General features: G+C 52.9%; 19 protein-coding genes and 3 tRNA genes. 8 read left to right on the forward strand and 14 right to left on the reverse strand.

Features of this window, described 5'->3' with window-relative positions; genetic code table 11:
* The first annotated feature begins 32 nt into the window (after nucleotides 1-32).
* The 5 genes from G5B42_RS02345 (at nucleotide 33) to G5B42_RS02365 (ending at nucleotide 4893) form a co-directional block, all read left to right on the forward strand.
* Nucleotides 33-872, forward strand: coding sequence for a glycosyltransferase family 2 protein (locus G5B42_RS02345; protein ID WP_181338844.1), 840 nt, complete (start codon nucleotides 33-35; stop codon nucleotides 870-872).
* On the forward strand, nucleotides 862-1641 hold the full coding sequence (locus G5B42_RS02350; protein ID WP_181338845.1) for a GT-D fold domain-containing protein: 780 nt from the start codon (nucleotides 862-864) through the stop codon (nucleotides 1639-1641). Before G5B42_RS02345 ends, G5B42_RS02350 begins: the two co-directional genes overlap by 11 nt.
* Entirely contained in the window at nucleotides 1641-2372 is a 732-nt protein-coding gene (locus tag G5B42_RS02355; RefSeq protein ID WP_181338846.1) for a glycosyltransferase family 2 protein, read from the forward strand. The genes G5B42_RS02350 and G5B42_RS02355 overlap by 1 nt, the downstream gene beginning before the upstream one ends.
* A 114-nt stretch (nucleotides 2373-2486) precedes the next feature.
* Nucleotides 2487-3809 carry a UDP-glucose dehydrogenase family protein gene (locus G5B42_RS02360; protein WP_181339015.1) on the forward strand — a complete coding sequence of 441 codons (1323 nt, stop codon included), beginning with the start codon at nucleotides 2487-2489 and terminating at the stop codon, nucleotides 3807-3809.
* A gap of 4 nt (nucleotides 3810-3813) precedes the next feature.
* A complete protein-coding gene (locus tag G5B42_RS02365; RefSeq protein ID WP_181338847.1) occupies nucleotides 3814-4893 on the forward strand; it encodes an FkbM family methyltransferase in 1080 nt (359 codons plus the stop codon).
* Between the two features lie 121 nt (nucleotides 4894-5014).
* Here the strand turns inward: G5B42_RS02365 and G5B42_RS02370 are convergent.
* The 4 genes from G5B42_RS02370 to G5B42_RS02385 all read right to left on the reverse strand — a co-directional run bounded on the left by G5B42_RS02370 (nucleotide 5015) and on the right by G5B42_RS02385 (nucleotide 5915).
* Nucleotides 5015-5104 (reverse strand) — tRNA-Leu (locus G5B42_RS02370).
* Nucleotides 5105-5112: 8 nt separating this feature from the next.
* A tRNA-Cys gene (locus G5B42_RS02375) sits at nucleotides 5113-5186 on the reverse strand.
* Between the two features lie 11 nt (nucleotides 5187-5197).
* Nucleotides 5198-5272, reverse strand: a tRNA-Gly gene (locus G5B42_RS02380).
* 76 nt (nucleotides 5273-5348) lie between these two features.
* Entirely contained in the window at nucleotides 5349-5915 is a 567-nt protein-coding gene (locus G5B42_RS02385; protein ID WP_181338848.1) for a helix-turn-helix domain-containing protein, read from the reverse strand.
* A gap of 207 nt (nucleotides 5916-6122) precedes the next feature.
* On the opposite strand from G5B42_RS02385, the gene G5B42_RS02390 reads away from it, so the two are divergent.
* Nucleotides 6123-9248 (forward strand): discoidin domain-containing protein, encoded by a 3126-nt coding sequence (locus G5B42_RS02390; protein WP_181338849.1) that lies wholly within the window; start codon nucleotides 6123-6125, stop codon nucleotides 9246-9248.
* Nucleotides 9249-9369: 121 nt separating this feature from the next.
* On the opposite strand, the gene pgmB is transcribed toward G5B42_RS02390, so the two are convergent.
* The 6 genes from pgmB to G5B42_RS02420 form a co-directional block, all read right to left on the reverse strand.
* Nucleotides 9370-12345 (reverse strand): beta-phosphoglucomutase, encoded by a 2976-nt coding sequence (gene pgmB, locus G5B42_RS02395; RefSeq protein ID WP_181338850.1) that lies wholly within the window; start codon nucleotides 12343-12345, stop codon nucleotides 9370-9372.
* An 18-nt stretch (nucleotides 12346-12363) separates the two neighbouring features.
* On the reverse strand, nucleotides 12364-13242 hold the full coding sequence (locus G5B42_RS02400) for a carbohydrate ABC transporter permease (protein WP_181338851.1): 879 nt from the start codon (nucleotides 13240-13242) through the stop codon (nucleotides 12364-12366).
* On the reverse strand, nucleotides 13243-14187 hold the full coding sequence (locus tag G5B42_RS02405; protein ID WP_231133170.1) for a carbohydrate ABC transporter permease: 945 nt from the start codon (nucleotides 14185-14187) through the stop codon (nucleotides 13243-13245).
* A gap of 137 nt (nucleotides 14188-14324) precedes the next feature.
* Nucleotides 14325-15707, reverse strand: coding sequence for an ABC transporter substrate-binding protein (locus G5B42_RS02410; RefSeq protein WP_181338852.1), 1383 nt, complete (start codon nucleotides 15705-15707; stop codon nucleotides 14325-14327).
* Nucleotides 15708-15955: 248 nt separating this feature from the next.
* Entirely contained in the window at nucleotides 15956-18277 is a 2322-nt protein-coding gene (locus G5B42_RS02415; RefSeq protein ID WP_181338853.1) for a glycoside hydrolase family 65 protein, read from the reverse strand.
* A 26-nt stretch (nucleotides 18278-18303) separates the two neighbouring features.
* Nucleotides 18304-19689, reverse strand: coding sequence for an ABC transporter substrate-binding protein (locus G5B42_RS02420; RefSeq protein WP_181338854.1), 1386 nt, complete (start codon nucleotides 19687-19689; stop codon nucleotides 18304-18306).
* Nucleotides 19690-19870: 181 nt separating this feature from the next.
* Here G5B42_RS02420 and G5B42_RS02425 point away from each other — a divergent pair, with 181 nt between their 5' ends.
* Nucleotides 19871-20863 (forward strand): cache domain-containing protein, encoded by a 993-nt coding sequence (locus tag G5B42_RS02425; protein WP_181338855.1) that lies wholly within the window; start codon nucleotides 19871-19873, stop codon nucleotides 20861-20863.
* 26 nt (nucleotides 20864-20889) lie between these two features.
* On the opposite strand, the gene G5B42_RS02430 is transcribed toward G5B42_RS02425, so the two are convergent.
* Complete coding sequence (locus G5B42_RS02430) at nucleotides 20890-22638, reverse strand: sensor histidine kinase (protein ID WP_181338856.1); 1749 nt, start codon at nucleotides 22636-22638, stop codon at nucleotides 20890-20892.
* Between the two features lie 4 nt (nucleotides 22639-22642).
* Nucleotides 22643-23929 (reverse strand): response regulator, encoded by a 1287-nt coding sequence (locus tag G5B42_RS02435; protein ID WP_181338857.1) that lies wholly within the window; start codon nucleotides 23927-23929, stop codon nucleotides 22643-22645.
* A 246-nt stretch (nucleotides 23930-24175) separates the two neighbouring features.
* Here G5B42_RS02435 and G5B42_RS02440 point away from each other — a divergent pair, with 246 nt between their 5' ends.
* Nucleotides 24176-25069 carry a hypothetical protein gene (locus tag G5B42_RS02440; protein ID WP_181338858.1) on the forward strand — a complete coding sequence of 298 codons (894 nt, stop codon included), beginning with the start codon at nucleotides 24176-24178 and terminating at the stop codon, nucleotides 25067-25069.
* Nucleotides 25070-25106: 37 nt separating this feature from the next.
* Here the strand turns inward: G5B42_RS02440 and G5B42_RS02445 are convergent, their stop codons facing one another.
* Together G5B42_RS02445 and G5B42_RS02450 are read right to left on the reverse strand one after the other, a co-directional pair.
* Complete coding sequence (locus tag G5B42_RS02445; protein ID WP_181338859.1) at nucleotides 25107-25643, reverse strand: flavodoxin domain-containing protein; 537 nt, start codon at nucleotides 25641-25643, stop codon at nucleotides 25107-25109.
* Entirely contained in the window at nucleotides 25636-26574 is a 939-nt protein-coding gene (locus tag G5B42_RS02450; protein WP_181338860.1) for a tetratricopeptide repeat protein, read from the reverse strand. The genes G5B42_RS02445 and G5B42_RS02450 overlap by 8 nt, the downstream gene beginning before the upstream one ends.
* Between the last annotated feature and the right edge of the window lie 224 nt (nucleotides 26575-26798).

The raw sequence follows: 26798 nt of genomic DNA on the forward strand, positions 1-26798 counted from the left end.
AAGAAAAGAGGTGTCAGAAAGGAGGCGCCGTTTTGCGCTTTTCGATTATTATCAACTGTTACAACACCTTGCCTTTGATCAAAAAATGTCTGGAAGCGGCACTGGTCAGTACGGACCACGACAGTGAGTTGATCCTCATCAACAACCATCCCCCCTACGCGGATGTCCAAGCCTTCCTCCAGGAATACCAACACCCCCGGGTCCGTATCCTGGATCCGGGCCGGAACATCGGGTGTATGCCCGGGTTCCAATACGGTGCCGAACACGCTCAGGGGCAGTATCTGGTCAAGCTGGACGATGATGTACTGGTCCCCAAGAAAAATTGGACTGCCGCCATGTACCAAGCCTTAAAGGACTTCCCAAAGCTGGCCTATGTCGCCCTCCTGCCCGCCGCCATCAAAGGGCAACCCCGCCAGCAGGTGAAAAAAAACGGGTACACCCTGGAGTTCCGGCGCGGGACCGTCCTTTTCTGGTGCATGATGATTGAGAAGCAGTTGTGGCGAAAACACTTTTACCTAACCGACCTCCCCCTTTACGGCGTCGGAGAACGGGATTATGAGCGGAGGGCAAATCAGCTCGGGCTAAAGAAAGCCTACTTGACTTCCCATGTATGCACCAGTTTAGGGCGGACCGAAGAATCGGACCCCCTCTACGGGGCCTGGAAACTGTTCTATGTCAAAATGAAGGAAGCCCGGAGTGACTTTGAAACCTGGAAAAAGAGTTTCGTCCTCGGTCCGGCGGAAGCCGAGATCATGCGGCGTTTCGGTTACCCGGAGAACCAGATCGAAGAGGTGCGCGCCTTGCTCGCCGCCGTGCAGCAGGCCGGTCACGACCAACCGACGACCGAAGGAGGAACGCGTTATGTCCCTTAAGGACTTCCCCGATGAGAAACTCCTCACCGAGCTGGAAGTCTTACGCCGGATCCACCGCGCCCTCCGCCAGAAAAAACCGTTTTCCCTGGTCCGGATCGGGGACGGGGAGAATATCGTCCTTGCCCAGGGCAAATTCCTCAGCAACCAAGAGCTGGAACAGACCTACTGGGTGCGGGACAGCCGCGCCGGAAAAAAAGGGGTCGACTTACCCAACCTCACCCTCCGCGACCAAATGCTGAAAGGGATCAAAGCAGCCGACATCGTCGGGATCTGCCGTCAGCAGAACGACGAAGTCTCCGCACCGACCAGATTTAAACGGGTCCTCACCAACAAGATCTTTGATTATTACGGCCTGGAGCCCCGCGCCCTCTGTTACGTCTTCTGTAACCGCAAGATGGTCTCTTACCGCTATTTCTGGCGGATTATCCACCAATACCGGACCCTGCTGATCTCGAAATGGGCCGCCGACTACGCCAAATTGATTACCAGCAAATACGCGGATTTGCCCCCGTGGATCGTCGGGGCCATTCCTTTTGAGCACTATAAACAAATCCCCACGGTCCTGAAGAAAGTGGGCAAATACGACTTTGATCTGGCCTTAATCTCCGCCGGCGTCAACGCCGTCATTCTCGCCCCGGCCATTGCCGAGCGGTACAAGAAAGTGGCGATTGACTTCGGCAAAACCATGATGTATATGCTCCGGCCCAACAACCGCATTCGCCCCTGGACCCCCCAGCCCAAACCCGCCCAAGAACAGGAGACACAATGATGGTACAAACCCAAGTCGACCTTGTGTTGGTGACTTACGAAAGCCGGCCTGTCCTGCCCGCCTTTTTCCATTCTTTACGGCAATTTACCAAACCGCCCTTTCGTTTACTGGTGATCGACAACAACAGTAAAGACCAGACCAAGGCCTATTTGCAGGCAATGCGGAAAGACCCGTTTTTCGGTCCCCAAATGCGGTTGGTCTTCAACCGAACAAACCTGGGCGTGGCCAAAGCCTGGAACCAAGCGGTCAAGATAACTTCCGGCCGGTATCTTGTCTTCTTAAACCCGGATCTGGTGTTTACCAAGGATTGGCTCCAGAAATTGGTGCAAAGCGCGGCGCGGCACAAAAAAGCCATGGTCGTCGGGGTGAAAATTCTCAATCCCGACGGGACCATTTACCATGCGGGCGCCAATGGTAAAATCCGGGGTAAAGGCCAAATGGACCGTCCGGGCCTCTTTGACCAGGAGAAAAAGGTCCGCTGGGTCCAGGGCAGCTGTTTTCTGGTCAAACGTGAGATCTTCGGTAAAATCGGCGGGTTTGACGAACGGTTCTTTATGTACGGCGAAGAAGTGGACTTTTGTTGGCGGGTCCGGAAAGCCGGTTACGAAGTGCTCTACACCCCCGTTTCCATCTATCATTACCGGAAAGGTTCGCAGATCTCCCGGGCCGCCCGGCTGCAACTCCGGCGGCACAGCGCCCAGTTGTTAAGGGCAAAATGGCGGAAAAAATAGCCTCCTCCCTGGGGAATTGTTTTTATATCCCATCCCCTTCCCCCCACGAAAAAAATAAGATGAATTAATGAGAAAGAGTTGGAAGCCAAGACGATTCCAGCGGAGGAGATTAAAGTGAAAATAACGGTAATCGGTTGCGGTTACGTCGGTCTGGTGACGGCCGCCGGTCTGGCCGAGGCCGGCCACTGGGTAACGGGCGTTGACCGCGACTCGCTAAAGATAAATAAGCTGCGCCACCAAGAAGCCCCGTTCTACGAGAAAGATTTGGAACCGCTCTTGCGCCGCCACTTAAAGACCGGGCGGCTGACCTTCACCACCAGTCTGGCTTTGGGCGTCGCCAATGCCCAAATCATTTTCATCGCCGTCGGCACCCCGGCACTGAGTGACGGGTCGGTTGATCTTAGCCAAATCGAAACCGTCGCCGCCCAAATTGGCCCTCAGCTTCACGGTTATACGGTGATCGTGAACAAATCCACCGTCCCGGTGGGTACCACCCGCCGCCTCGAAACCATCATTGCCCAGCACACCTGCCGGCCGGTTCCTTTTGACGTGGTCAGCAACCCGGAGTTTCTGCGGGAAGGAAATGCGGTCTACGATTTTATAAATCCGGACCGCATTGTGATCGGTACCGATTCGCCGCAGGCCCGCCGGATCATGGAAGAGCTTTACCGGCCTTTTTTAAAGAAAAAGGTCCCGCTCATCCAAACCAACCCGGAGACGGCCGAACTGATTAAATACGCGTCCAATGCCTTCCTGGCGACCAAAATATCGTTCATCAACGAGATCGCCGAGCTTTGCGAAGCCGTCGGTGCCGATCTGCCGACGGTGGCCCGCGGGATGGGGCTGGACCACCGGATCGGCCCCGAATTTCTATCCGCCGGCCCGGGTTATGGCGGCTCCTGTTTCCCGAAGGACACCAAAGCCCTCATTCACCTCGCCCGGAGCTACGGCAAACAACTTTCCATCGTCGAAGCGACCGATGCGGTAAACACCCGCATCCAAAAAGCGATGTTGGCCAAGATCATCCGCATCCTCGGGCCACCCGCCGGCAAAACCATCGCCGTTTACGGTCTGGCCTTTAAGGCCAATACGGATGATCTGCGGGAATCGCCGGCCTTATCGATCATCGAAGGCCTGCTGCAGGCCGGGGCCCGGATCCGGGTCCACGACCCGAAAGCCCTGGCCGCCGGAAGAAAGGTACTCGGGGACAAAGTCACCTACTGCGCGGATGAATACACCGCCGCCCAAGACGCGTCGGCGGTCGTGATAACCACCGAGTGGGAGCAGTATCGCCGGCTCGACCTGGACTTATTGAAAACGAAAATGGCCCAGGCCATTATCATCGACCTCCGGAACCTCTTAACTCCGGAACAGGTCCGCGCCCACGGTTTTCTCTACGAAGGCATTGGCCGCGGCAGTAAGCAAAAGGTGGGGTAGGTACATGGGAAATTATCTGCTTTACAGTGAAGACCTGGCCGGCTTCGTCGCTTTAAACGTCCTCAAAGAAAAACAGCACCGGATCCTGGGAGTGATCGATTGTTCCGGTCGTTTGGTCCAGCAGGCGCTGGAGCAAGGATTCGCGGTCTGCCAGAACATGGAGATCCTGCCTAATGATGCTCTGGACCATGTGGACGGGATCATGATCGGCGTGGCCACCGAACCGTTGGCCACCCAACTGAAGAAAGAGTTAAAAGCCAAGTTTCCACAAAAAAAGGTCTGTACCCTGCTGGACCCGGAATATTTGCCGGATTATCTGGCCCACCGCCAATCGGCCCTTGAACAGTTGATCAATGAGGAAACACAGGTCATGCCGGTCCAATACGGCAAGGAGAATGTCCTGATCTATGCGGAGAACAAGGCCGAAGTAAAACGGGCGAGACACGTCCAGGAAACGAAGGTCCTCTCCTTTATCCAGTCTTTAATCAAACCAGGGATGGTCATCTATGACATCGGGGCCAATATCGGCATCCACAGTCTGATCCTGGCCCGGGAGCATCCCGATTGTCAGATCCACGCCTTTGAACCGGAGACTTTGAACTTCTGGAAATTACTGCGCAACATTGGGCTGAACAAACTGTCGAACATCACACCCCATCTAATTGCGGCCGGGGCCAAACGGGAAGTCCGGTTTCTGTCTCTCCAGGGTTATCTCTCCGGTCTCGGTCAACATTCCCTCCAAAAAACAGTCAGCAGCCTGACCACCCCGGTTGAAGTCTGGGATCTGGACTCCTACGCCCACCAAAAAAAGATCCCCCGCCCCGATCTGGTCAAAATCGACGTGGAAGGCTTTGAGTTACAGGTCCTCAAGGGGATGACCCGGATGATTAAGGCGAAAAGGCCCCATTTCATCATTGAAGTCCATGAAGCACTCACGGATAGAGAGAAGGTCGAAAGCTTTCTGAAAAAACACCAGTATGCACTGAAAGAGATCGCCCGCCAGCGCAAAAGAGGTTTCCTCTACGCCAAACCCGGGAAAAAGAAAGCCGCCCAAAAAGGAGGCGCCGCCAAGCAGAAGAAATAAAGACACTCGAAAAACATCTAAATGCAAGGCTTAGTAAACAAAAATAAAAAGCCCAACCATTATGGTTGGGCTTTAAATTTCCTTTTTTTATATACTAAATGCTCATTTAGCTTAAGATTCTTGGTGGGAGAGGGGGGACTTGAACCCCCACGATCTTGTAAAGATCAACGGATTTTAAGTCCGTTGCGTCTGCCGGTTCCGCCACTCTCCCTTTTTAAATGGAGGCGGCACCCAGATTCGAACTGGGGATAAAGGTTTTGCAGACCTCTGCCTTACCACTTGGCTATGCCGCCATAAATAAAATTGGAGCGGAAAACGGGATTTGAACCCGCGACCCTCGCCTTGGCAAGGCGATGCTCTACCACTGAGCTACTTCCGCTCTTCCTCTTGCAAAAGTTATATTACCACACACCCCGGTAATATGTCAAGGGTGTTTTTCGACTATTTTCCCTCTTTTACTCTCCAAGCTGCCCCACTTTATACTTGCGGTTTTGCTTTTTGGCGTAAGCCGAAGGCGTCAGGTTCGTCACCTTCTTAAACATTCTCCGGAAATTGGAATAATCATTAAAACCCGAGGCCTGACAGGCCTCCATTGCGCTTTTCCCCGCCATCAACAACGCTTTGGCTTTAGCCACCCGCCGTAAGATAATATACCGGTGCAAACTGATCCCCAGATATTTCCGGCAAAGCCGGCTCAAATACGACCGGTTGATAAAAAACCTCCTTTCCAGACTGGCCATGGAAAGATCGCCTTGGAGATTATCATCAATATAGGTCAGCACACGCACAAGAATTGCCGGAAACTCGACCGCCGCAACAGGTTCGCTCTTTTTCTTCTCCGGGTGGTCCTGCTTCAGGTTGACCCGGATCACCAACCATTTACAATCAGCCTCTTCTGCCTCCAGTTCGTGGGTGGCAAAGATTTCAAAATCAACATGAGTCCCGCTTTTTTTTCCCAGCCAGTCACCGACGATTCGGCGGTAGTCGTTGCGCTTATAATCCCTTTCCACCACTGACCACATTCCGCAACCTCCCGTCATTTTTTTCGTCCGGCAATCATCCTCCGGCAAACATCCTTTTGGCGCGCTCGACAAGCGCGCAAACCAACGGGAAAAAGTCTGAAAAAGCCCGTTCTTTAGTCACAAAATGCCCAGCCTCCAACCGTCCTTGCCTTTATACTTTTCTTAGAAGAAGATTAAATATTAAATGAATAAAAGGAGGTAATAAGGATGGGCATCAAACTTTCCAAAGCCAAAGCCTTGTTTACCCTGGCTGTCTTCGTTTTGCTCCTCAGTCAACCGGTGGCCGGTGCGTCCGTAACTTTCAGCACCGGTCAGGAGTTCCTGCACCTAAAGACCGGCCGGTATGAAGTGGCCTTTGACCGGACAACCGGCGGACTGGTCCGGATCCTCGATCTCAAAACCGGGGCGCCCCTTTCCTGGAGCACGAAGAATGCCAATCTATGGGGGGTTACTTTTAACAACGGTGAACAGGTTTTCAGCAGCACTTATCATGGGCGTTTCACTTATAAATGGAACGCGCTGTTTCAACGTTTGACCTTTTATTACCAAGGAACAGAGGACTACCCCCTCGATGTCACCGTTGAGATCAAACCCCGCGACGACCAACGCCTTCAAATGCAAGCCAAGATTACCAACCATTCTCTGAAGCCGATTCAAACTTTCCATTTCCCGGTGGACCTGAAAGTGGCGGCCAGTGCAATTCAAGACGCCTTATTGCCAATGGTTCCTGGGGTCAAACTGAACGCCGCTTTCTTTACGGATCAGCAATCCTTCAGCGGCCAGTATCCCGGGGTCATGTTCGCCGATTATGTTGCCTACCGCACCGGCAATCATTGTTTGGCGGTGTATAGCCAGCACCAGGGACGGAACATGCCCCTGCCCCAGCCGGTCCAGATCGGGTTTGCCGCTCACCCGCAAGACGGTTTGACCAGGCTGGTCCATGACTTTAAAACCTGGGTGGAACCCGGGCAAAAATGGTCTTCTCCGCCGGTGCTGATTCAGACCGGTAGCGACTACCCGGAGACCATCTCCGCTTACCGGGAGGAGAACCGGATCGACCGTTACCCGGCGCTCAGCCAAAAGCTGGGGGCGAAAAAAGACCAGTATTTTGCGTCTCCTCTGTATAAGCTGGATTTCAACCGCTTCCAAAAACCCTTTACCGTTTTAAAGACCGAAGTGATCGACGCCATCAAAGTTCCCGGGCTCATCCATCCGGTGGCCTTCCAGCCGCTGGGCCATGATCACCATTATCCCGATTTTCTCCCGCCCAATCCGGCCTATGGGAGCACGGAGGATTTAGCGGACTTTGTCAAGTACGCGCAAACCCGCGGTAACCTGGTTGTCCCTTACACCAATTTCTCCTGGTGGAATTTGGACTCGCCTACCCTGCAGCAATTGATTGCCCGGGCCGAACTGCCGGCCGTCACCGTCCAGCTGGCCAGCGGCCACTTACTGGCGGAAACCTATGCTTCCGAAGGATATGTCGTCAACTTCCACCATGATTTTGTCCGCCAACGGATCGCCGAAGAACAAAAAGCCCTTATTAACAAAGTAGGATTTGACGGGATCTTCGAAGACCAACTGGGGGCCAGAAACACCCCGTATGACTTTAATCCCGCCGGTTTAAAAGCTTACGATCCTGCCACTTCCTACGTGGCCGGGGTTTTGCGTCATGCCCGTGCTTTAAAGAAAAACAACATAATGACCGAATGCGGCTTTGACGTTCTGGCCAAAGACCTGACCGGCTTCTGCGGGACCAACTACTTGTGGGACCAACTCGGTTACCGGCTGGAAACCGCCCCTTATACCGGATATTACCCCATGATCGGCATGCTGTGCCGGGATAAGGTCCTGTTATACCAGCATAATCTGGCGATCGAGACCTGGACGGATGACCTCAACATGTTCCGGTGGAACCTGGCCTACGGTTATAACTTCAGCGGCGATTTGCTCGACCCGAAGAATCCGTGGCTGACCTTGGCCGGGCTCTTCCAAAAATATGTCCTCGCCCGTTATGCGGATGAGCTGGTCACCGGCTTTGAACTGTTGCCGGAGAACGTAACTTGCACAACTTTTGAATCTTTCAAAGCTTATGCCAACTGGGATCCGCTGAACTCCTTCAACCACGCCGGACACGTGGTCGTCCCCGGCGGCGCCTTGGTCCTCGCCGACGACGGTTCGGTTACCGCCGGTGTCTTCGCCAACTATAATGGCCAATTCCTTAGCGACGGCGACCATTACCTGATTGAAGTCCGTTCGGAAGAAGAGATTAAAGTCTTCCAACCACTCGGAAATGACACGTTGCTCAAGATTAAGAAGAATCCAAGCTGGCCTGGGGTGAAGATCATCGCCTACGATTTTAACGGTCAGCCCGTCACCGAAGTGGAGGCCACCGTCTTGGACGAGATGGTCAGTTTCGAATACAGCCGCCAGTACCGGGGGCAGGAGATCGCCTATTACTCCTTGACCAAACAGGATGAACCCAACCCGGAATCCTATCCCATCCCGGAAATTCCCGAACTGGTCGTCACCAACATCCAGTGGCAACCGGCTTTCCCGTGTACCGGCGACCAAGTGACCTTTACCGCCACCGTCAAGAACGTGGGAACCGGCCCCATCCCTGAAGGTGCCACCCTCAGTGTCGCCTTTATGCTGGACGGCGCGTTTGAACCGTCCTTCTGGGCGGAAAAAGCCAATGTCACCCTCCCGGCCGGAGCCACCATTACCTTGCAAGCCACCGGCGGCCTGGATGGTCCATCCTGGACCGCCACCGATGGTGCCCACGTGGTTCAGGCCTGGGTCGATAAGGCCAATGTCATTCCCGAGATCAACGAAGGGAACAACATGTTCAGCAAGAATCTGCCCACTATTGATGAAGGGATCGAAATTGCGCCGGGGGTCCGGGTGCCAAAAGCCGCAGCCAATTTAGCCTTGAACCAACAAGTCACCGCCAGCGGCGCCACCGCGCCGGCCTACGCGGCCCATTTCGCCGTCGACGGTTTCATCAATACCTACTGGGAAAGCGTCAACCATGTCTTCCCGGCCACCTTGACCCTGGACCTGGGGGCGGTGAAGACCGTAGGCAAAGTAGTCCTGAAACTGCCGCCCTCTTGGGAGCCGCGGGTACAGACCATCAGCCTCTACGGCGGGACGGACCGGAATGATTTGGCCCTCATTGTCGCAGAACAGGAGTACACCTTTGATCCCGCCCGGGAAAACACCGTCACCATCGGTTTTAACAAACGGGAGGTTCGCTATCTCCAGCTGGTTATTACCGCCAATACCACCTGGCCGGCAGGGCAGATTGCCGAATTGGAAGTCTTTCCCGAGTAGAAAATGGGGCCAAGACAAAAGCACGACCTTCCGCAGGTTCGGAAATGGAAAGGCCACCCGCTTGAGGAGCGGGTGGTTTTTTTATTATTCTTGATCCGGTTTCGCCAGTGGTTTTTAATGGTTAACTTAAACTTTCTTCGCCCGGTACGGTGAAGACCAACTCCTCATCTTCGCCGCAAATCCCCTCCTGCCCCGCGACCGCAAACCGGACCGGCCGGGTATTGTCCCGGTCGGCGCGGACCCGGACCCGGTCTTTGGTCATCTCCACCGTAAACCACTGGCCTTTTACTTGAAACTTAAAGGTCAGGGCCTGCCATTTGGCCGGGAGGAGGGGCTTCAGTTCGACGGTCGTCCCGTCAAAGCGGAGGCCGCCAAAGCCAAAAACCGCGCCCATCCAGGCGCCGCCGTTGGCCGCCGGATGAGTGCCGCCGATATAAAGGGTGCCCACGTACCTTTTATAATCCCCGTTCAGGTCGATGGTGGCCGTCCGGAGAAAGTAGCGGTAAGCCCAGTCCTTTTTCCCCAGGTCCGCGGCGAGCATCGCATAAACGCAGGGGCTTAAACTGGACCCGTGTTCCGTCCGGGGCTCGTAATAGGTCCAGTTCGCCTCTTTAACCGCGGCGGGAAAGTCTGCTTTGAACAGGTTAAGCAGCGCCACCACATCGGCCTGTTTAATGATCTGGGTCGTAGTCGCCAGCCCGTTCCCCCCGCCGAGGTACTCGTTGGGCATTTTCATCCGCGCTTTTAAATCCGGAAGTTGCACATCTTCCAGGCGGAAATAACCGTCGAACTGTTCGAGCAGTTTGGTCTCGGGATCCGGCGACGGAAGATACAACAGCTCATGCATCTCCGCCAGTCCGGGGAGGTCCTTCTCGTAATCGAGTTTTTCGATCAAGCGCCGGTAGTAGGCTTCATCCTTTTCCCGCAGCAACTTGATGGTGGCCAAGGCGGTCGCCAAATTGTACTTCGCCATATAATTGGTGTAGGCGTTATTGTTGACCCGCTCGTGGTATTCATCGGGGCCGGTGACATCCAGAAGCTCATACCGGTTTTTATCCTTTTTGAAGTAAGCATAGGAATAATAAAAACGGGCAGTCTCCAGGATAATCTCCGCCCCGCCTTCAAAGAGAAGGCTCTCATCGCCGGTCACCAAATAATACTGCCAGATGGCATAGGCGATGTCGGCGCTGATGTGAATCTGTTTATCCCGGAAATAGGTACGCAGCGGTCTTCCGCTAAAAACGTCGGTCACATTGAAATAAGTACAGGCATCATCCCCCGTCTCCTGGCTCTCCCAGGCGTAAAAGGCGCCCCGGTAGCCGTATTCGGCCGCCTTACGGCGGGCGCCGTCCAAGGTATGATACCGATAGCGCAGTAATTTCCTGGCCAGTTCGGGTTGGGTGTAAAGGAAAAAGGGAAGCATGAAAAGCTCAGTATCCCAAAAGATCGCCCCTTTGTAAGTCTGGGCGGAGAGGCCCCGCGCCGGGATGGAGGTATACTCGGTGTGGGCTGGAGCCGCCGCCAGCAGGTGGTAGATACTATAATCCAGGGCAAACTGGGCTTCGGGATCACCGGTCACCACCACGCGACTCCGCCGCCAGCGTTCCGCCCAGCAGGCGACGTGCCGGGCGCGGAGTTCCGCAAAACCCACGGCCATTGCCCGGCGCGCCCCTTCTTGCGCCAGCAGGTCCGGAGCGCCACCTGCCGCAACACATTCCGGATCAAGGCTGGTGTAAACCGCAACGTATTTATAAAAACTATACTCCTTGCCCGCTTCCACCGTCAGCGTTATGCGCTGCAGAAGCCGTCCTTTCCCGGTTACCAGCTCAACCTGGCCTTCGATGCCCGTCACCGTCTCCGCCACGGCAATGACCTTCCCTTCGTTGGTCCGGGCGGTGGCGGTCCGAACCGGACCGTCGGCGGTGAAACTCAACTCCGCAAAATGCGGCCCGTTCAGTTCCCAAACGTCAGCGTCAATTCCCGTCTCAACGACGATCTCCCCGGCTTGGGCCGAACGGAAGCGGTAGGCCATGACCAGCAGGTGGGGATCGGCCAGACTAAGGAAACGTTCGGCCTCAACCTGAACCGCATGCTCCCCAAAGGTGAAGGTGGTCCGCCGCCGGTGCAGCGCCCGCCGAAGATCCAGCACCTGCCGGTGGGCGGCCGGGGGAATGACCCGCGGCTGCAGCGGCTGTCCGTGGCAAGTCAACAGCGTGTAAAGGCCATTGGGGGCATTGACCGGTTCCCGCCACGCTGTTCCCGCCTGGTCATAAACACCGGCCAGGGTGCAGGCGACCAGATCTTCCTTGCCGGCTTCCTCCAGGGTCCCCCGGTACCCCATGTACCCGTTGCTCAACAAAAACCGGCTGCCGTTAAGCTCGACCCGGTCCGGGTGGTAACCGACTTCCGTCAACAAAAAATCGCCACCCCACTCCGGATCCGCCCCGATCGCCGCCTGGAGGGCTTCATAATCAAAACCGGGAAAACCGGGAAGAACCAGGTCGGCCTCAGGAAGATTCCGCCGGTCCCCGATCCCGACCACAAACATCCCCGCCTTTTTGCCGGCTTCCACCCCCGCCGCCGCATCTTCAAAGACCACGCAGTGGGCGGGGACCACCCCCAGGTCGGCGGCGGCTGTCAAGAAGATCTCCGGATCGGGTTTGGCTTTGGCCACCCGGTTGCCGTCGACGATAGCGTCAAAATAGGGTTCAATCTCTAAACGGGACAAAATAACGCGGGCGTTTTTACTGGCGGAGGCCAGGGCGACCTTGATCCCCCGCGCCCGCAAGTCTTCAAGAAAAGGAACTACACCCGGTAAAAGCTCCGCCGGGGTTATTTTTTGGATATACTGCAAATACCAGTCGTTCTTTTTGGCGGCCATTACTGTCTTTTCTTGTTCCGTCGCCGTCACGCCCCCGATTTCAAGCAGAATCTCCAGGGAACGCATCCGGCTGACCCCTTTTAACCGCTCATTATCGGCTTCCGAAAAGTCAAAACCCAGTTCGGCCGCTAAGCGCTTCCAGGCCAGGTAATGATATTTGGCGGTGTCAACAATGACCCCGTCCAGATCAAAGATGGCCGCTGCGGTCTTCTTCATGTTCGTTCGCTCCTACTCCTATCCTTTAAGTCCGGTGAAGGAAACCCCTTCGATGATATAGCGCTGGAAGATCAGGAAAATAATCATCGGCGGCAAAGTGCTTAATAACATCGCCGCCAATTGCACATTTTGGGGTAAGACCGCCCCTTGATTCCCCAGGGAATGGTACCAGAGGGCGATGGAAACCGTCCATTTGTGCGCCGACGGCAAGACAATCCTTTGCCAGACAAAATCCCGCCAGACATGGATAAAGGCGAAGATCCCCAAAACGGAGATGATCGGCTTCGCCAGCGGCAGCACGATCTTACGCAGAATCAACAGCTCGGAAGCGCCGTCAATGCGCGCCGATTCGAAGATCTCACCAGGAATGCCGTCAAAGTAGTTTTTTAAGAGCAATAAGGAATAAGAGTCGGCTCCGGCCGGGAGGCAGACCGCCCAAAAGGAATCCAACAGTCCCAAGCGGAAAACGACGAGATAGGATGGGATCAGGTAGGCAAAAAAGGGCAGCATCAAAGTGGCGAGAAACAGCATGTAGATCCCGCGCCGGCACGGCAGCCGCATGTGGGCAAGGGCATAGGCGGCGGCGCTCAGGGAAACCAGCCGGACACCGACAAAACCGGCGTAAATAACCAGGGTGTTCCGGAAGACCTTTGGAATTAAGTAGGATTGCCAAGCCCGGAGATAATTCTCCCATAGAAAAGTGCGCGGCAAGAGCGTCGGCGGAACATAAAAGATCTCCTTGGCTTCCTTCAGGGAACCCAAAAAGACCCAGAGCAAGGGGTACAACGTACTAACGGCAACCCCAATGGCCACGATATAACAAACGGCGTAGCTGAATTTAACACTGGGGCGCTTCCGGTCAAAATTGGAGATGATTCCCCGCTTCGCCGGCTCCATCTACCTTACCTCCTTTGCCACCAGTTTATTGGCTTTAACGTAAACCAGAGAAAGAACCATCAGGAAAAGAAAGAGGAGAATTCCCAGGGCCCCTGCCTTCCCAAATTCCGCGTAGACAAAGGCATAATTGTAGACCATATACATCACCGTCATCGTCGCATTATTGGGTCCTCCACCCGTCATGACCAGTGGTTCCTGCAGAACTTGTAAGGTAAAGATCAGTTGCAGCAACAATAAAATCAGGATCGTCGGTTTTAAGGCCGGTAAGGTAATATGGCGGATCCGTTTCCACACCCCCGCCCCATCGATCTCCGCGGCTTCATAAAGCTCCTCGGAGATTGCAGACAAGCTTGCCATATATAACACGGCAGTGCTGCCGAAATTGGCCCACGTGCTCATGATCACCAAAGAGACCAGTGCGGTTTTGGGGGAGAGCAGCCATTCACTGCCGGGTAAACCGAAAAAGCCGAGGATCTGGTTTAATAAACCAACCGCCGGGTTAAACAGATAGAGCCACATCACATATAAGGCAATCGCCGGGATGATATTGGGCATGTAAACCGCCAGCCGGAAAAAACTCCTTCCCTTTCGCAACTCGGTAATGGTGATCGCGGTGATGATGGGGACCACAAAGCCGATCAGTAGCGCCCACCCGGTAAAAGCCAGGGTGTTTTTGATCGCGATGGGCAGGAGCGAATCCCCCAAGACGCGCCGGAAATTGGCCAGCCCGACCCATCTGGCCGGCAAGCCCGGGATATAATCTTGAAAAGCCAGGAAAAAGTTGTAGACAATGGGCATCCACTGAAAGATGGTATAAAAAACGAAAGCGGGGACCAGAAAAGCCAATCCCATCCCGTACCGGGACAATTTTTCCCGCACGACAGAACCGACTGGTTTCACCGGCGGGAGCGACATCCGTTCCAGATGCTGGGTCTTCACTTTCATCAACTCGCTTTCTTTATCCGCCGCTGCCAAAAGGCAGCGGCGGAATGGAGTCTTTTCTTGCGTTTCCGGTATATGTTTCTTGAGCGCGAAGCCCGTACATCGAATGTGCCTTTAATAGGCGGGATTAAGATAGTTCTTTAATTGACGTGATCAAGATACTCTTTCTGGAACCGGGCATTGGCTTCTTTCAACAACTTGGCCGGGTCGGCGTTTTTATCGCTGAGCACCGCTTGCACGACCGGAGCGAGGAACTGGGCATAGAGAACCTGGGCTTCAATGGGTGGTTCAATATGGGCCGTCTCCGGTAACTTCAGCAGGAATTCTTCACTGCCCCAGCTTAAGAAGACGTCAGCGTTCTGGGCAAAGACTTCTTGTCTTGCTTTAATGTAGGGGGAATCCGGTTTCAGCGGGATATACTCAAACTGAGCCCGGTACTGTTTCTGTTGCCGGAAGCTGTCGGCGGAAGCAGCCAATGCTTTAATGTCGGCCTCATCCCACAGCTCGAAGGTCAGCCATTTCCAGGCCGCATCTTGAACTTCGCGGGTGGACAGGGCGTTAATGACATAGAAGTTACCGCCCTGCACGCCCATGTGCCGTCCTTTCGGCCCGGGGCCCTTCGGCATAATCGCCACGCCAATGTCTTTCGGATCCATACCTTGACCGTTGATCGCCACGTTCCGGCCCCAGTCGGCGTCAAAGACCATGGCCGCCTTCTCCGAACCGAAGATGTTGTAGACATCGGTCCAGCCATTGCTCCAGTTGGCCGGGAGGACATCATATTTCCACTTCAGATCCTTCAGGAACTGCAAGGCCGTAACGGCTTCCGGAGAGTCAAAGACCGCTTTCCATTTCCCGTTTTCGTAGACTTCACACTCGCCACCGGCTTGGTAGATAAAGTCGGTCAGGGCCCAACCACCTTCGCCGCCCTTGGTCATCGGGGCAAAGCCGGCGATCCCTTTTTCTTTATCCGTACATTTGATCGCGGCGTTCAAGAAATCATCCCAAGTCCAGTCCAGGGTGGGCTCGGGGACACCGTTCTCCCGGAACATCCGTTTGTTGTAGATCACATGTTTTACGTAACCCGCAAAAGGAATCCCGTAAATCTTCCCCTTGTACCGGAAAGGATCGAACGCACTGGGAATGATCCAGTCCGCTTTATCCCAAGTCTTGATGTAATCATCAAGCGGAATGATCCAGTTTCTGCTGGCCAGCAGTTCGCATTCGGTCGCCCAAACATCCAAGACATCCGGGGCTGACCGCGAAGCCTGTTTGATAAAGAAATCCTGACGGGTCGTGTAGGTAAAGGGAACCGGTTTGCAAACAATACCCGGATTCGCTGCTTCAAAACGCTTGATCTTCTCCAGCGTAACCAGGTTCTGTGCTCGGTTATCCTCCGTATCCGGACCAATCACCACTTTTAAGGTGATCTGGTTGGCCGCCTTGACCGGGAACAAGGAGACCAAAAGTAATGCGGTCAGCGACACCAGCAGGACAAAAACACGCGTTTTCCGTGAAACCATAAAAACATCCTCCTTCTTTTTAAGTTAATTTGGCAGAGAATCGAACATTGACTCGGTTGGCACCCCCCCTTTTGGCACTATGGTGCTGATCTAATCTATTTGGAATCCCATCTCGGCACTGGAAATGGGAAAGTAAAGCGGTATAATTAACATATTTAGTTAATTATGTTAAATTTTGGCATTCGCAAGAACAACAGTACTTCCATCGCCCGGTATCGCCCTGTTTCAGAGGGAGAAAAAGGCCGGGATTACTGCCGGAACCGCGCCGGGATTTTCAGTTTTATTCCGGAATCCCCCAGCAGGTACTCGGTGCCGTAAATTTTCACCTTGACCGCGGCAGTGTCCGCAGACCTCTGCACCAGTTTAAATTCAACTTCTTCTTGCCCCACACTGACCTCCAGGATTGCCCCCCGGTAGAGGAGACGAAAACGATAAGCTTGCCACTCCCGCGGGATACTGGGATTAAAGGTCAAGACTGGACCGTCGGAACGCATCCCGCCGAAACCATAAACGATATTCATCCAGGCCGCCGCTATTGAGGTCATGTGGAGTCCCTGGTCCGTATTGCGGTTGTAATTGTCCAGGTCCAGGCGGGTAGCGAACCGGAAAAAGCGGGCCGCCTGGTCGTAATAACCAAGCTCATTGGCGAAGATCGAATGAATTGACGGCGACAAGGAAGACTCATGGAGACACCGGGGCTCATAATAATCGTAATTAACCCGTTTTACCTCTTCCGGAAATTCCTGGTTGTAAAGGAACATAAACATTAACACATCCGGCTGTTTGATCAGGTCATAACGGTAAATCCGGTCGTAAGCCCAATGGTCATAGAGGGGAAACTCCGTCACGGGAATCGAGGCCGGGTCAAGATGGGGTAGGTCAAAATAGCCGTCGTGCTGCTCATAAAGGCCGGTCTCCTTGTCTTGCGGCAGCCGCATTTTCGCGGCCATCACGGCCCAGTCCTCCCGCTCACCGGGTTGCAACCCGGTTTTCGCCGCCACCGCCGCCAGCAAATCCGGGCGCTCCGTGCCCATCCGCGCCAGCGTTTCCAGGGTAAATTCGAACGTTTTCTTCGCCATAAAGTTTAAGTAACAGTTATTGTTCACCATCATGTGGAACTCGTCGGGTCCCATCACGCCGTAGAAACCGAACTCGCCCGTCCGCGGGCTCCATTGCCCCCGGCTGGCGTAGTACCGGCTGATCTCGATCAACATCTCAATCCCTTTGGTGTAGAGAAAATCAAGATCCCCGCAGACTTTGGTATAATGCCAGATCCCATAAGCCACCGCCGACCCGACCTGCAGTTGCAGACTGGCGTGCTGCCAAAGGCCGCAACTTTCAGTGCCGTCGATCGTGGCAATCGGGTAAAAAGCACCGTTACAATCCAGTTCCTTCGCCCGCGCCAGCGCCTGGGGCAGGGTGCGGTAACGGAACTCCAGCAGGTTACGGGCGGCTGACGGGTTATTAAAGATGTAAAACGGCAGGCAGTATGTTTCCGTATCCCAAAAGGTATGGCCGTTGTAAGCCTCCCCGGTTAACCCTTTGGCGCCAATATTGCCGCCCGGATTGGCCCCATGGAAGGTTTGGTGAAGCTGGAAGAGGCAAAACCGGATCCCCTGCTGGTTTTCGGGGTCGCCTTCAATGGTGATATCCAGATCTCGCCAGATCTCCGCCCAGAAGGCCATATGTTCGGCCAAGGCTTCGGCAAAGGATAAAGCCTGGTGCCCGGCGGCCAGCCGGATACCCTGTTGCCAGACCTCATCCACCGTCAGGCCCGGGTTTTGCGCGGCATAGTTCGTCACCATTTTCGTCATGGTCACCGGTTCGCCGCATTTCAAGTCGAATACAAATTCTAAACCGATGAATTTTTCCCGTTCGATTAACCCGGTCTTCGGCGCGCCGTCCAGCCTCAGTTGAAACCCGGAAAACAGTTTGTGGCCAAGATTTTCGGTCTTGCCCAGAATGGCGACGATCCCGTCCTCCACGCCCTGCCGGGGACAACACCAAAAGTTCCGCTTCTTCTCCGCGTGGACCGGCGAAAAATCCAACCCGCTTTGCACCTGGACCGGTCCGGAAAAATTCAACGGGGTAAAGGTAATTTGCTGGGCCCCCAGGTTGGGCCGGACCATGCTCACAAAACGCCGGAAATGCAGTTTCAGCTGTTTCCCTCTGCCTGTTTCCCAGATAAACTCCCGGTCCAGGGTTCCGGACTTAAAATCAAGAGTCCGCTGGAAATCCCTTACTTTACTCCGGGCCAAATCCAGCGTTTCGCCGTCCATTTCAATCCGGGTGAAAAGCCAGTCAACGGTATTCACCATAAACCGGGCCCGGTCAATCAAACCCTTATAGGCCGCCTGGCGGTTCACCGGTGCCTCTTCGTAGAACCCACTAAAGTAGCTGCCGATTAATTGTTCGCCGCCATAGCCTTCTTCGAAATAACCCCGGACCCCCATGTACTCATTGGCCAGGGCAAAGATGGATTCGGAAACCCGGCTTTGCTCCGGGTGGAATCCCTTTTCAACGACCCGCCAAGGATCGATCTCCAGGTAGCGTTGGGCGATCTTGACCATCATCAAACTCCTTTACTTGCTTGGTACTAACGGCCTAACTTATCCAGGTATTCCTTTTGGAACTTCTCAACCGCCTGGTCCAGGAGGACCTGCGGGTCGGCCTGCGGATCCGTGATTACCGTCTGGATCACCCCGTCCAAAATGGCGTATAATTCCTGACAATAAAAGGGTTCTTCCAGCCGGATCGTCACGGCGGGCTTCTCAATAAAACTTTGGAAGTGCTCCAGATCGACATTGACATACTTGGCCCGGATCGCTTCGTTCGCCGCCAGGAAAGCGGGATCCGTCCAGACCGGCACTCCCACATTGCCCACCACATAGCCGTTGTTATAATCGTTGCGGTAAGAATCTTCAATATACCGTAAGCCCTCGGCCGACACATCCGGACTCATGCCCAGGAGACGGAGCCATTCCAAAGCGGCCTCAAGCTGTTCCGCCGTGGAATTGGGGGCAAACATATAGATATTTCCGCCCATGAGGGCCACGCGTCCCTTCGGTCCCGCCGGGACGCTGGTCATCGCAATATCTTCCTTTGCCATGTTGTAATGGTCAATCACATAGTCAAACCCGTTATGGTCAAACCCGGCTTCAAACTTCATGGCGCACTGGTCGGTGGCAATGAGCTCCTGAGCTTTGGCCCAATCGATCAAGGTATGATCCGGCAAGACATCATATTTCCAGCGCAAATCCTTGATCAACTGTAATGCCGCCACGGCTTCCGGGGAATTAAAGACCGCGCGCCACTTGCCATCGACCTCCTGCTCAAATTCCGCCCCGTAACTCCAGGCAATATTCATAAAATGCCAGCCCCCGCCGTTACCGTTGGTTTCAATGAGAAAGCCGGCGGCGCCCGTCTTTTCCTTGATGATCCGGGCCGTCCGGATCAGTTCCTCATAAGTCTGGGGCAGAAGCGGCCGCCCATTGGCATCAACCAAACCGGCCGCCCGGAAAAGTTTCAAGTTACACATCAGGCCCATTAAATAGGCATCGCGGGGGAACCCGTAATACTTCCCATCCCGCATGATGATCTCGGCAACCAGCGGGTTTAACGCCCGGTCCCAGCCCCGCTCCTGTAAAGCCGCGGTGATATCCACCGCATAACCGGCGCTGATGATCTTTTGCACCTCGGTAAACCAGGTGTTATAGATGGTCGGCAGTTTGCCAACCGCCGCTTTCGGTAAAAATGAGTTGATCGAATAGGCCCACTCATCCGGTTCAATCAAGATGTTGTGTTTCTTGCGGATCAGGGCCGCATAGTCTTCGTACACCCGCCGCCGGGCCGTGTTTTCCCGTGGCCAGTCCCCCACGGAGATCGTCACCGCCGGCTTTCTTTCGTAGAGCGAGGAGAGGACCACCAGGACCAGAATGATCAGCACACTGCCTATTACCCACCGGATTTTGCGCTTTGCCATCTGTTTCCACCGCCTCGTTAATTTAATTGTAATGAATTAGCTACCATCTTTAAACGGGATAATCCTGCTAAATGGTTGGCTAAACTGCTTTCTTAATTTCCCTTTTTCCGCTTATCCTTTTGCCTCTCCATTTTTCCGGCATAAAGTGTTACAATAAGGTTAGCAAAAAGAGGTGATTATTTTGCTTTTCCGGATTGAACAAAAAATCCGTTACCTCTTCATCGGTATCATCACCTTCAGCGTACTTGGCTCCAGTATCCTCTTGTACATCGTGCTCAGAAAAAATATCCTCCAGAATTATCTGGAGTTGTCCGTCCAATACGCCAGCCAACAAAATCAGAAAGCCCATTTATATTTAAGCCTGATTGCCGAAACAGCGAAATTACTGATTAATGACCAGGATATCATTGAGGTCCTGCAATGCCCTAAATTTGACAGTGCGCTGGTCCACCGGACCATCAACAAATTAAGCGGGATTCAAACCTCCAACGTCTCCCTGACCGGAATCACCATTTATGGCCTGAACGGGGTCTGTTACAAGTCGGAATCGATTGGGCTGGCCCCGAACACGCCCCCGCCTCTGGAAGTGTTGGAAAGTGTTCCGTTGTTTAAAGAATTCACCACCTCCGCGCAAGCTTCGCTCCTTTGGTGGGTCCGGTCCCAAAACACCGTGGATTTTCCGGTTTACGACTCCAATATCCTGGAGGGACTGATCACCCTCGCCCTGAAAATTTTCAACCAAAAGCAAGAGTTAATCGGTTACCTTTTGGTGGACATGAAACTCACCCCCTTTCTCCACTTCTTTAAAGACCACAGGGGAAAGAGCGAAGTTTTTGTTTTATCCGAGGACGGTGAAGTTATTAAAGGAACCGCCAGCCACGTCCCCCCGGCGCTCCTGGCGGAAAACAAAAAATTGGCCGCACCGGCCAATTACTACTTTACCAAAGACAAACTTAACCTTTATATCTCCTTTGCCATCCCCTCCTCCGCCGAGCGGATCGTCAAGGTTGTTTCCTTGACCGAATTGTACATACGCTTATTTGCCTTTTTACTCCTCCTCCTATTCCTGGATGCCCTCTTGATTCTCTTCGGGCTTAAACTGGGCGGAATCATGGCCGCCAGCGTCTCGGAACCGATTGGGGTCCTCTTAAAAAAGATGCAACGGCAGATTTGAGACCCCGCTCCCCCGGTGAAAAACGCCTAACCCGCCTTGCCGGCCCGGACCTTGACCAAAACCGTGGTTCCTTTCCCCTTTTCACTCATAAAACGGATGCCGTACTCCGGACCGTACTCCAGTTTGATCCGCTCGTCCACATTACGCAAGCCATAACCGCTGTAATTGATCTTTTGGTACGAGGAAGCAAAGTCGGGGCTATCAACCTCAAAGCCAACCCCGTCATCGATCACCTCAAAGTACAAATCATCCCCCTCTTTCCGGCCTTTAATCCGGATATGCCCCATTCCTTTCTTGGTGGCGATCCCGTGTTTAATCGCGTTTTCCACCAGGGGCTGAAGGATAATCTTTAAGATATGGCACTCTTTCATCTCCTCCGGAATCTGGTAACTGATCTCAAATTTCCCGGGGAACCTGGTCTGTTCAACCTGGACAAAACTGTCCACCAGCTTAATCTCTTCCGCCACGGTGATAAACTTGTCCCCTTTATGGAGGCTGATCCGGAAGAAGGTGGCCAGCGCAATGACCAGCTTTTCAATCTCCGGTTGCTGCTTAAGTTTGGCAATCCAACCAATCGCGTCGAGGGTATTATAGATAAAATGGGGATTAATCTGGGCTTGAAGGGCAATCAACTCCAACTCCCGTTGTTTCTCCCTTTCCCGGTTATTCTTCTCGATCAACTCCTGAACCCGTAAGACCATCTGGTCGTAACTCTCCTCGAGCAGCGCCAGCTCATCGTTGGGCGGTGCCGTAGAGATGGCTCTCACCTGCTCGGTCCCGAACTGGTCCAACCGGTATTTCAAACGGGCCACCGACTTGGTGAGGTTAAACGAAACGTAGATCGCCAAAAACGCCGCACCAATCAGGATGGAGGTCCCAATCAAAAGCACGATCTGGTTGATCCGGTCCATCACCTGGAAAAACTCTTTTTCCGAGATCACACTGATCATCCGCCAGTTGATGCCCAGATTTTTCAGCCGGTTGTTAAAGGCCGAGATGGCCAGGATCACCGGTTGCCCCTGGTAATGAGCGCGTTTATAAGTAAAATCATTCTCTGTTTCAAAAATGGAGGCATCAAAAATAACGCTTCCCACCTGTGCGGGATCGGGATGGGAGATCACCCGGTTATGGTCATCGACAATAAAGGAAAAACTCCCGGCCGGCGCGATCCGGCGGTAAACATCGTTCAGCGCGGACTCCCGGATATAAATAAACAAGGACCCCAGGGATTCGCCGGTATAAAAGTTATAAAACTGGCGCCCAAACAAAATATAGGAGCCTTCCGTTTGGTCTTTTTTAATCACACCCCACAGCGGCAAAGGAGAAGTACGGATCCGGTTGATATCCAGCAAATCCGGCTGCTGGATAATCTGGCCAACCGGAGCATACTCGTAGATCTCGTTATTATGGTCGACGATATAAATTGCTCCCACCAGTTCCTTATGGACCAAGAGACGATCCAGCAGTTGCCGGAACTGCTCCTCCCGTTCGGCAAAGGAAAGGCCTTCCGTGTTGAAGAGATGGTAAAACTCATTATTGACGGTCAACCGGACCGCCAACATGTTTATTTCGTCGATGATCAGTTCCGCACTGGCCGCAATCGCTTCTTGGGTTGACTTCAGGTAGTTGTAAAGATAATTACGGAGTAGTGCCTGAGCCGCAGTTCTGGTCACCAAAACAATGGACGTAGATGAGACCACCAAAGCCAGCAACAGAAAAAGCAACAACCGGCTGCGAATTTTAAACTGACGGAGAATATTGACCGCGATCTTCATTTTCCTACCCTAACTTTGCATAGTCACTCGGGCTTAACCCGGTGACTTTTTTAAACAACTGGCTGAAATATTTCGGGTCTTGATAACCCACTTCCGTGCAGACCTCATAAACCCGGTACTTGTTTTCTTTCAACAACTCTTTTGCCTTCTCAATACGGTATTCCGTTAGACATTCAACAAAAGTCTTTCCCAATTCTTCTTTAAACAGGTGCATCAAGTAAGAAGGACTGACCAAAAGCTCTCTGGCCGCCATCTCCACGGTAATATTTTGCCGGTAGTTTTTCTTGAGGTAAGCCACGGCGGCTTTAACCACACTGTGGCAATCTTGGACCCCCTCGTCTTCAATATAGGTTACACTATTGGTCCCGGGCACAAATTTGGTATTGGCACTCGTTAAGGCCTCCTGGTAACCGTCGTGCATCCCAACGGCGCCCTGAAACGGAGCGCTGATCCCAATGGAGACCGTCAGATCAAACTCCTGCTGGGTAGGGAGGAAACCGATAAATTTCTTTAACACTTCCTTCAGCTTGGCAACCTGATCTGCGGTGCGCTCCGGAAGCTCCAAAATGGCGACCAACTCGCCTGCTTCCGTGTCTAAAAGCAGCCCCCGGTAACCTTCTGTTCCCATCACCTGCTGCTCAAAGAGGCGGTTAATCTCTTCCATTACCGCCGTCAGCTTTTTCGCCGACCGGGTTTGGATCAGTAAATGAACATCGTCCACCCTTAAAACTACAATGATCAACGCCTGGGTGCCGAGGGGGATCCGCAAAAAATTAATTTTTTCGTTGATCTTTTCTTCCTCGGTCAAGCGCCCTTGAAGCAAATCAAGGAGGAACTGCTTTTGAAGCGTAGGCAACTCCTTCTTGAGCCGGTTATATTCCATGTTTTTCGCCCGTTCCTCCCGGATCGCCTTGCCAACCTGCAGGACGGTTTCGATTAGTTGTTGATTTTCAATGGGCTTGAGGAGGTAATTGGAAGCGCCAAACTTCAAGGCCGTCCGGGCGTAGTCAAATTCATCATAACCGCTGAGCACAATTATCTTCGAAGTCAAGCCGGCTTCCCGTAGTTTCGCCATGAACTCCAAACCATCCATAAACGGCATCCGGATATCGGTAATAACAATATCCGGTTTTTGCGCTTTGGCAATCGCCAGCCCTTCCTCGCCGTTACTGGCTTCACCGATAATCTGGAAATTATAAGCTTCCCAGTTGATGGTCTGCCGGATCCCAACGCGGACCAAGTACTCATCGTCAACCACCAAAATACTCAGGGTCTCCGCTTCACTGCTCACCAACGCCCCTCCTTCCGCCGGTCTTTCCCCGTTTCTGTAACAACTTATTTATATATTAACATTATTAGATTTCTAATCCAAGGGCTCCCGGTCGATGAAATCGGTCGATTTTTTCGTCGGTTTTAATTTTTTGTTGCCAAGAAAGGAGAACGGTCTTCCTTTCTGAAAATAGGTATATCTATACATGAGACATCGATACTTGATGGATACTTTATTATATAAAGATGATATAAAGGAGCGATGGCCATGACCAAAAAAATCAGCGTCCTGCTGATGTTTACACTCACTGTTACCCTGTTGTTTTCGGTATATAGCGCGGCGGAGGGAGCGGAGAAACCGGCCAACGAATTCCGTAGCTCCTTTTATTTTACTCCGGACGGGTCGCACTTTAGTTTTGACGGGCTCGTCTTCCCGTTCAATGTGAACCTCTCTCCCAATACCGGCCTCAACTGTGGCCTGGAATTCGGCGCTACCGGGGTGAACGCCCTTGCTTATTACTACCACAACAACCTTTTTCAACAGGACCAGTTAGCCGTAGGGTTACTCCCGCTCACCTGGGCGGCGGGCAAGTCGGTTACCTTGACGAACAGTCTGGCCCTGCAGACCTTTGGCCGATACGTAAACACCGCTTTCTTTAACCGGCAACCGTGTGGCGTTGGCCTCAAATACACGGTTCAGCTTGATGCGGCGACGTTCGCTGCTTCCCTCACCAATAATCCACTCTGGGACCCGGCGGAAAAACCCTTGGATGTGGTCACCCGCTTGTCGCTCCAGGCGGGAGAGAATCTCACCGCCGGTGTCGGCATCGCCACCAGCGATACCTTCTCCGACCACAGTAATTTTGGTTTTTTGGTGGACGCCGCCTATACCGCCGCCCGTGTGGGTTTCCTCGGCGAGTTCGTCAGCTGGAACAGGGCCGTCAGCGATAAAACAGTGTCCGGCCTTTACCTTGAAGGGTTTTATGGTTTTACCGACCAGGCCCAGGTTTATGCCGGGGTCTTCCTCGCCAACGAGTTGACCGACGATTGCTTAGTCCTGGGAGGAAAACACCAGGTAAATTCCAACCTGGCCTATCAGGCAGAACTTTGCAACAAAAAGGATGATTGGCGGTTAACCCTGCAAATGCAGGTGCAATTTTAAAACGGGACGTAATTCGTCCCGTTTCTTTTTTGCCTGTCTATTGTGGTTTTTCCTGCCGCGCCCAGTCGATGATGGGGGTAAGGGCTTCCTTGTTCGTCCAGTCGTAGTTCCCATTGGCTTCCATCAAGGCCGCCTCCCACGGTTCGTATGTGGCGGGATCCTTCTTGGCAACCATCTTCTTTAACATCCCACACAACTTCCGGTCCAGCCAGGTCATCTTCTCCTCATTCCAGGCTCCCCGTAAGTAGTAAAAGGGGATCCGCGCCATCTCACCCTTAAATTTCTGTGTCCGAAAGGCGTTGATCATCTTTTCGTCATACGGGGAGGCCCCGACGGCAAAGACGGCGATTTTCTTCGTCTTAAGCCTTGGGAAATATTTTTTCAGAAAAGAGAAACCAAGGATTCCGGAAGCATAAACCCCGCCACCCAGAACAATCACGTCGTAGGATTCAATCTGCGCAATGTTGGCTTTTTTTGTCTCCACCAGATCACACGCCAACGCTTCCGCCAACCATTGGGCGTATTTTTTGGTAGCTCCGTATTTGCTTTGGTACAAAACAACTGTCTTACTCATTTGCCTCCTCCAACAGCTTAATTTGTTCGGCCGCCATTTCTTTTTCTTCCTCGTTGCCGTATTCCATTAATTTCCCATAGTATTCTAAAGCCAATTCCCGGTCGCCGATGGTCCTGGCCAGATGGGCAATGTTTTTAATCACAATCGTGTCTTCCGGGTTGCAGGCTGCGGCTTGCCGAAAGTACGCCAGCGCTTCCGGGTAATCATTTTTATAGTAACAGATGGCGCCCAAGTTGTTGTAGGCGTAAACACAGTCCGGATAGAGCTGGATCATCCGCTGGCAGATTTCGATTATATAATCGTGTACCCTTTCCTCCTCAAGATTAAAATAGTGATTAATCCAGCCCTGGATATTTTCGAGCATAAAGGCATAACCGTCTTCCAACGGAACCCCATCCTGGTATAACCAGCGGTTGTCAAGTTCGACGGAGAGGTTGAGCATTTCCAGCAAGGCTTCTTTCCCCGCCTCATACCTGGAAATCTTATCTAAAGCATGCAGCTTTCCCAGATGCATATCCAGCCGCGCGGGATGCCTTTTTAATCCTTCATCAAGATATTTTAAGCCCAGGTCCATTTTTTCTTCATCAAAAACAATCTCGCTGTATAAATACCCCACCACCCGCTCGGGGTCCTCCGGATCGGTTAGCGTAAAAACCCTTTCTTTCTGCTTGATCTGGTCAATTTGGCCCGGACTTAGAAGCATAAGCTTTTCTTCCCGGCTTAAATTGTAATAATAACTAAAATAAGCGATGTACAATTCAGGATTATCCGGATCGACCTGTTCCCATTCGGTCAGGTGTTTAAGTAATTCATCGTACTTACCGGCCTTTAACAACCGGACATAAGTATCTTTGTAATCACCGGCCCTGATCACCGTGGCAAAGATAAAGATAATAAAGGCAAGAAAAATAACCGCGATCCGCTTTTTCATGGCTACACTCCCTCGGCAAACAAGTAAACACTTGTTATTTGCCATCATTTTAAAGGTAACACTTCTTGTGCTTATTTCTACACGTTAACAAACTTTTCCTTTTCTCGAAAATCAATCCTGCCACACCTCGGTGTACCATTATTGGTCATAATCCCAGCTAAAAAAAATGACTGCCCACGCCCGGTAGACAGTCATTTCTGAAAGTGAATCTACGATTTGCGCTT

It is taken from the genome of Capillibacterium thermochitinicola, assembly GCF_013664685.1.
GTDB classification, from domain to species: Bacteria; Bacillota; UBA4882; order UBA10575; family UBA10575; genus Capillibacterium; species Capillibacterium thermochitinicola.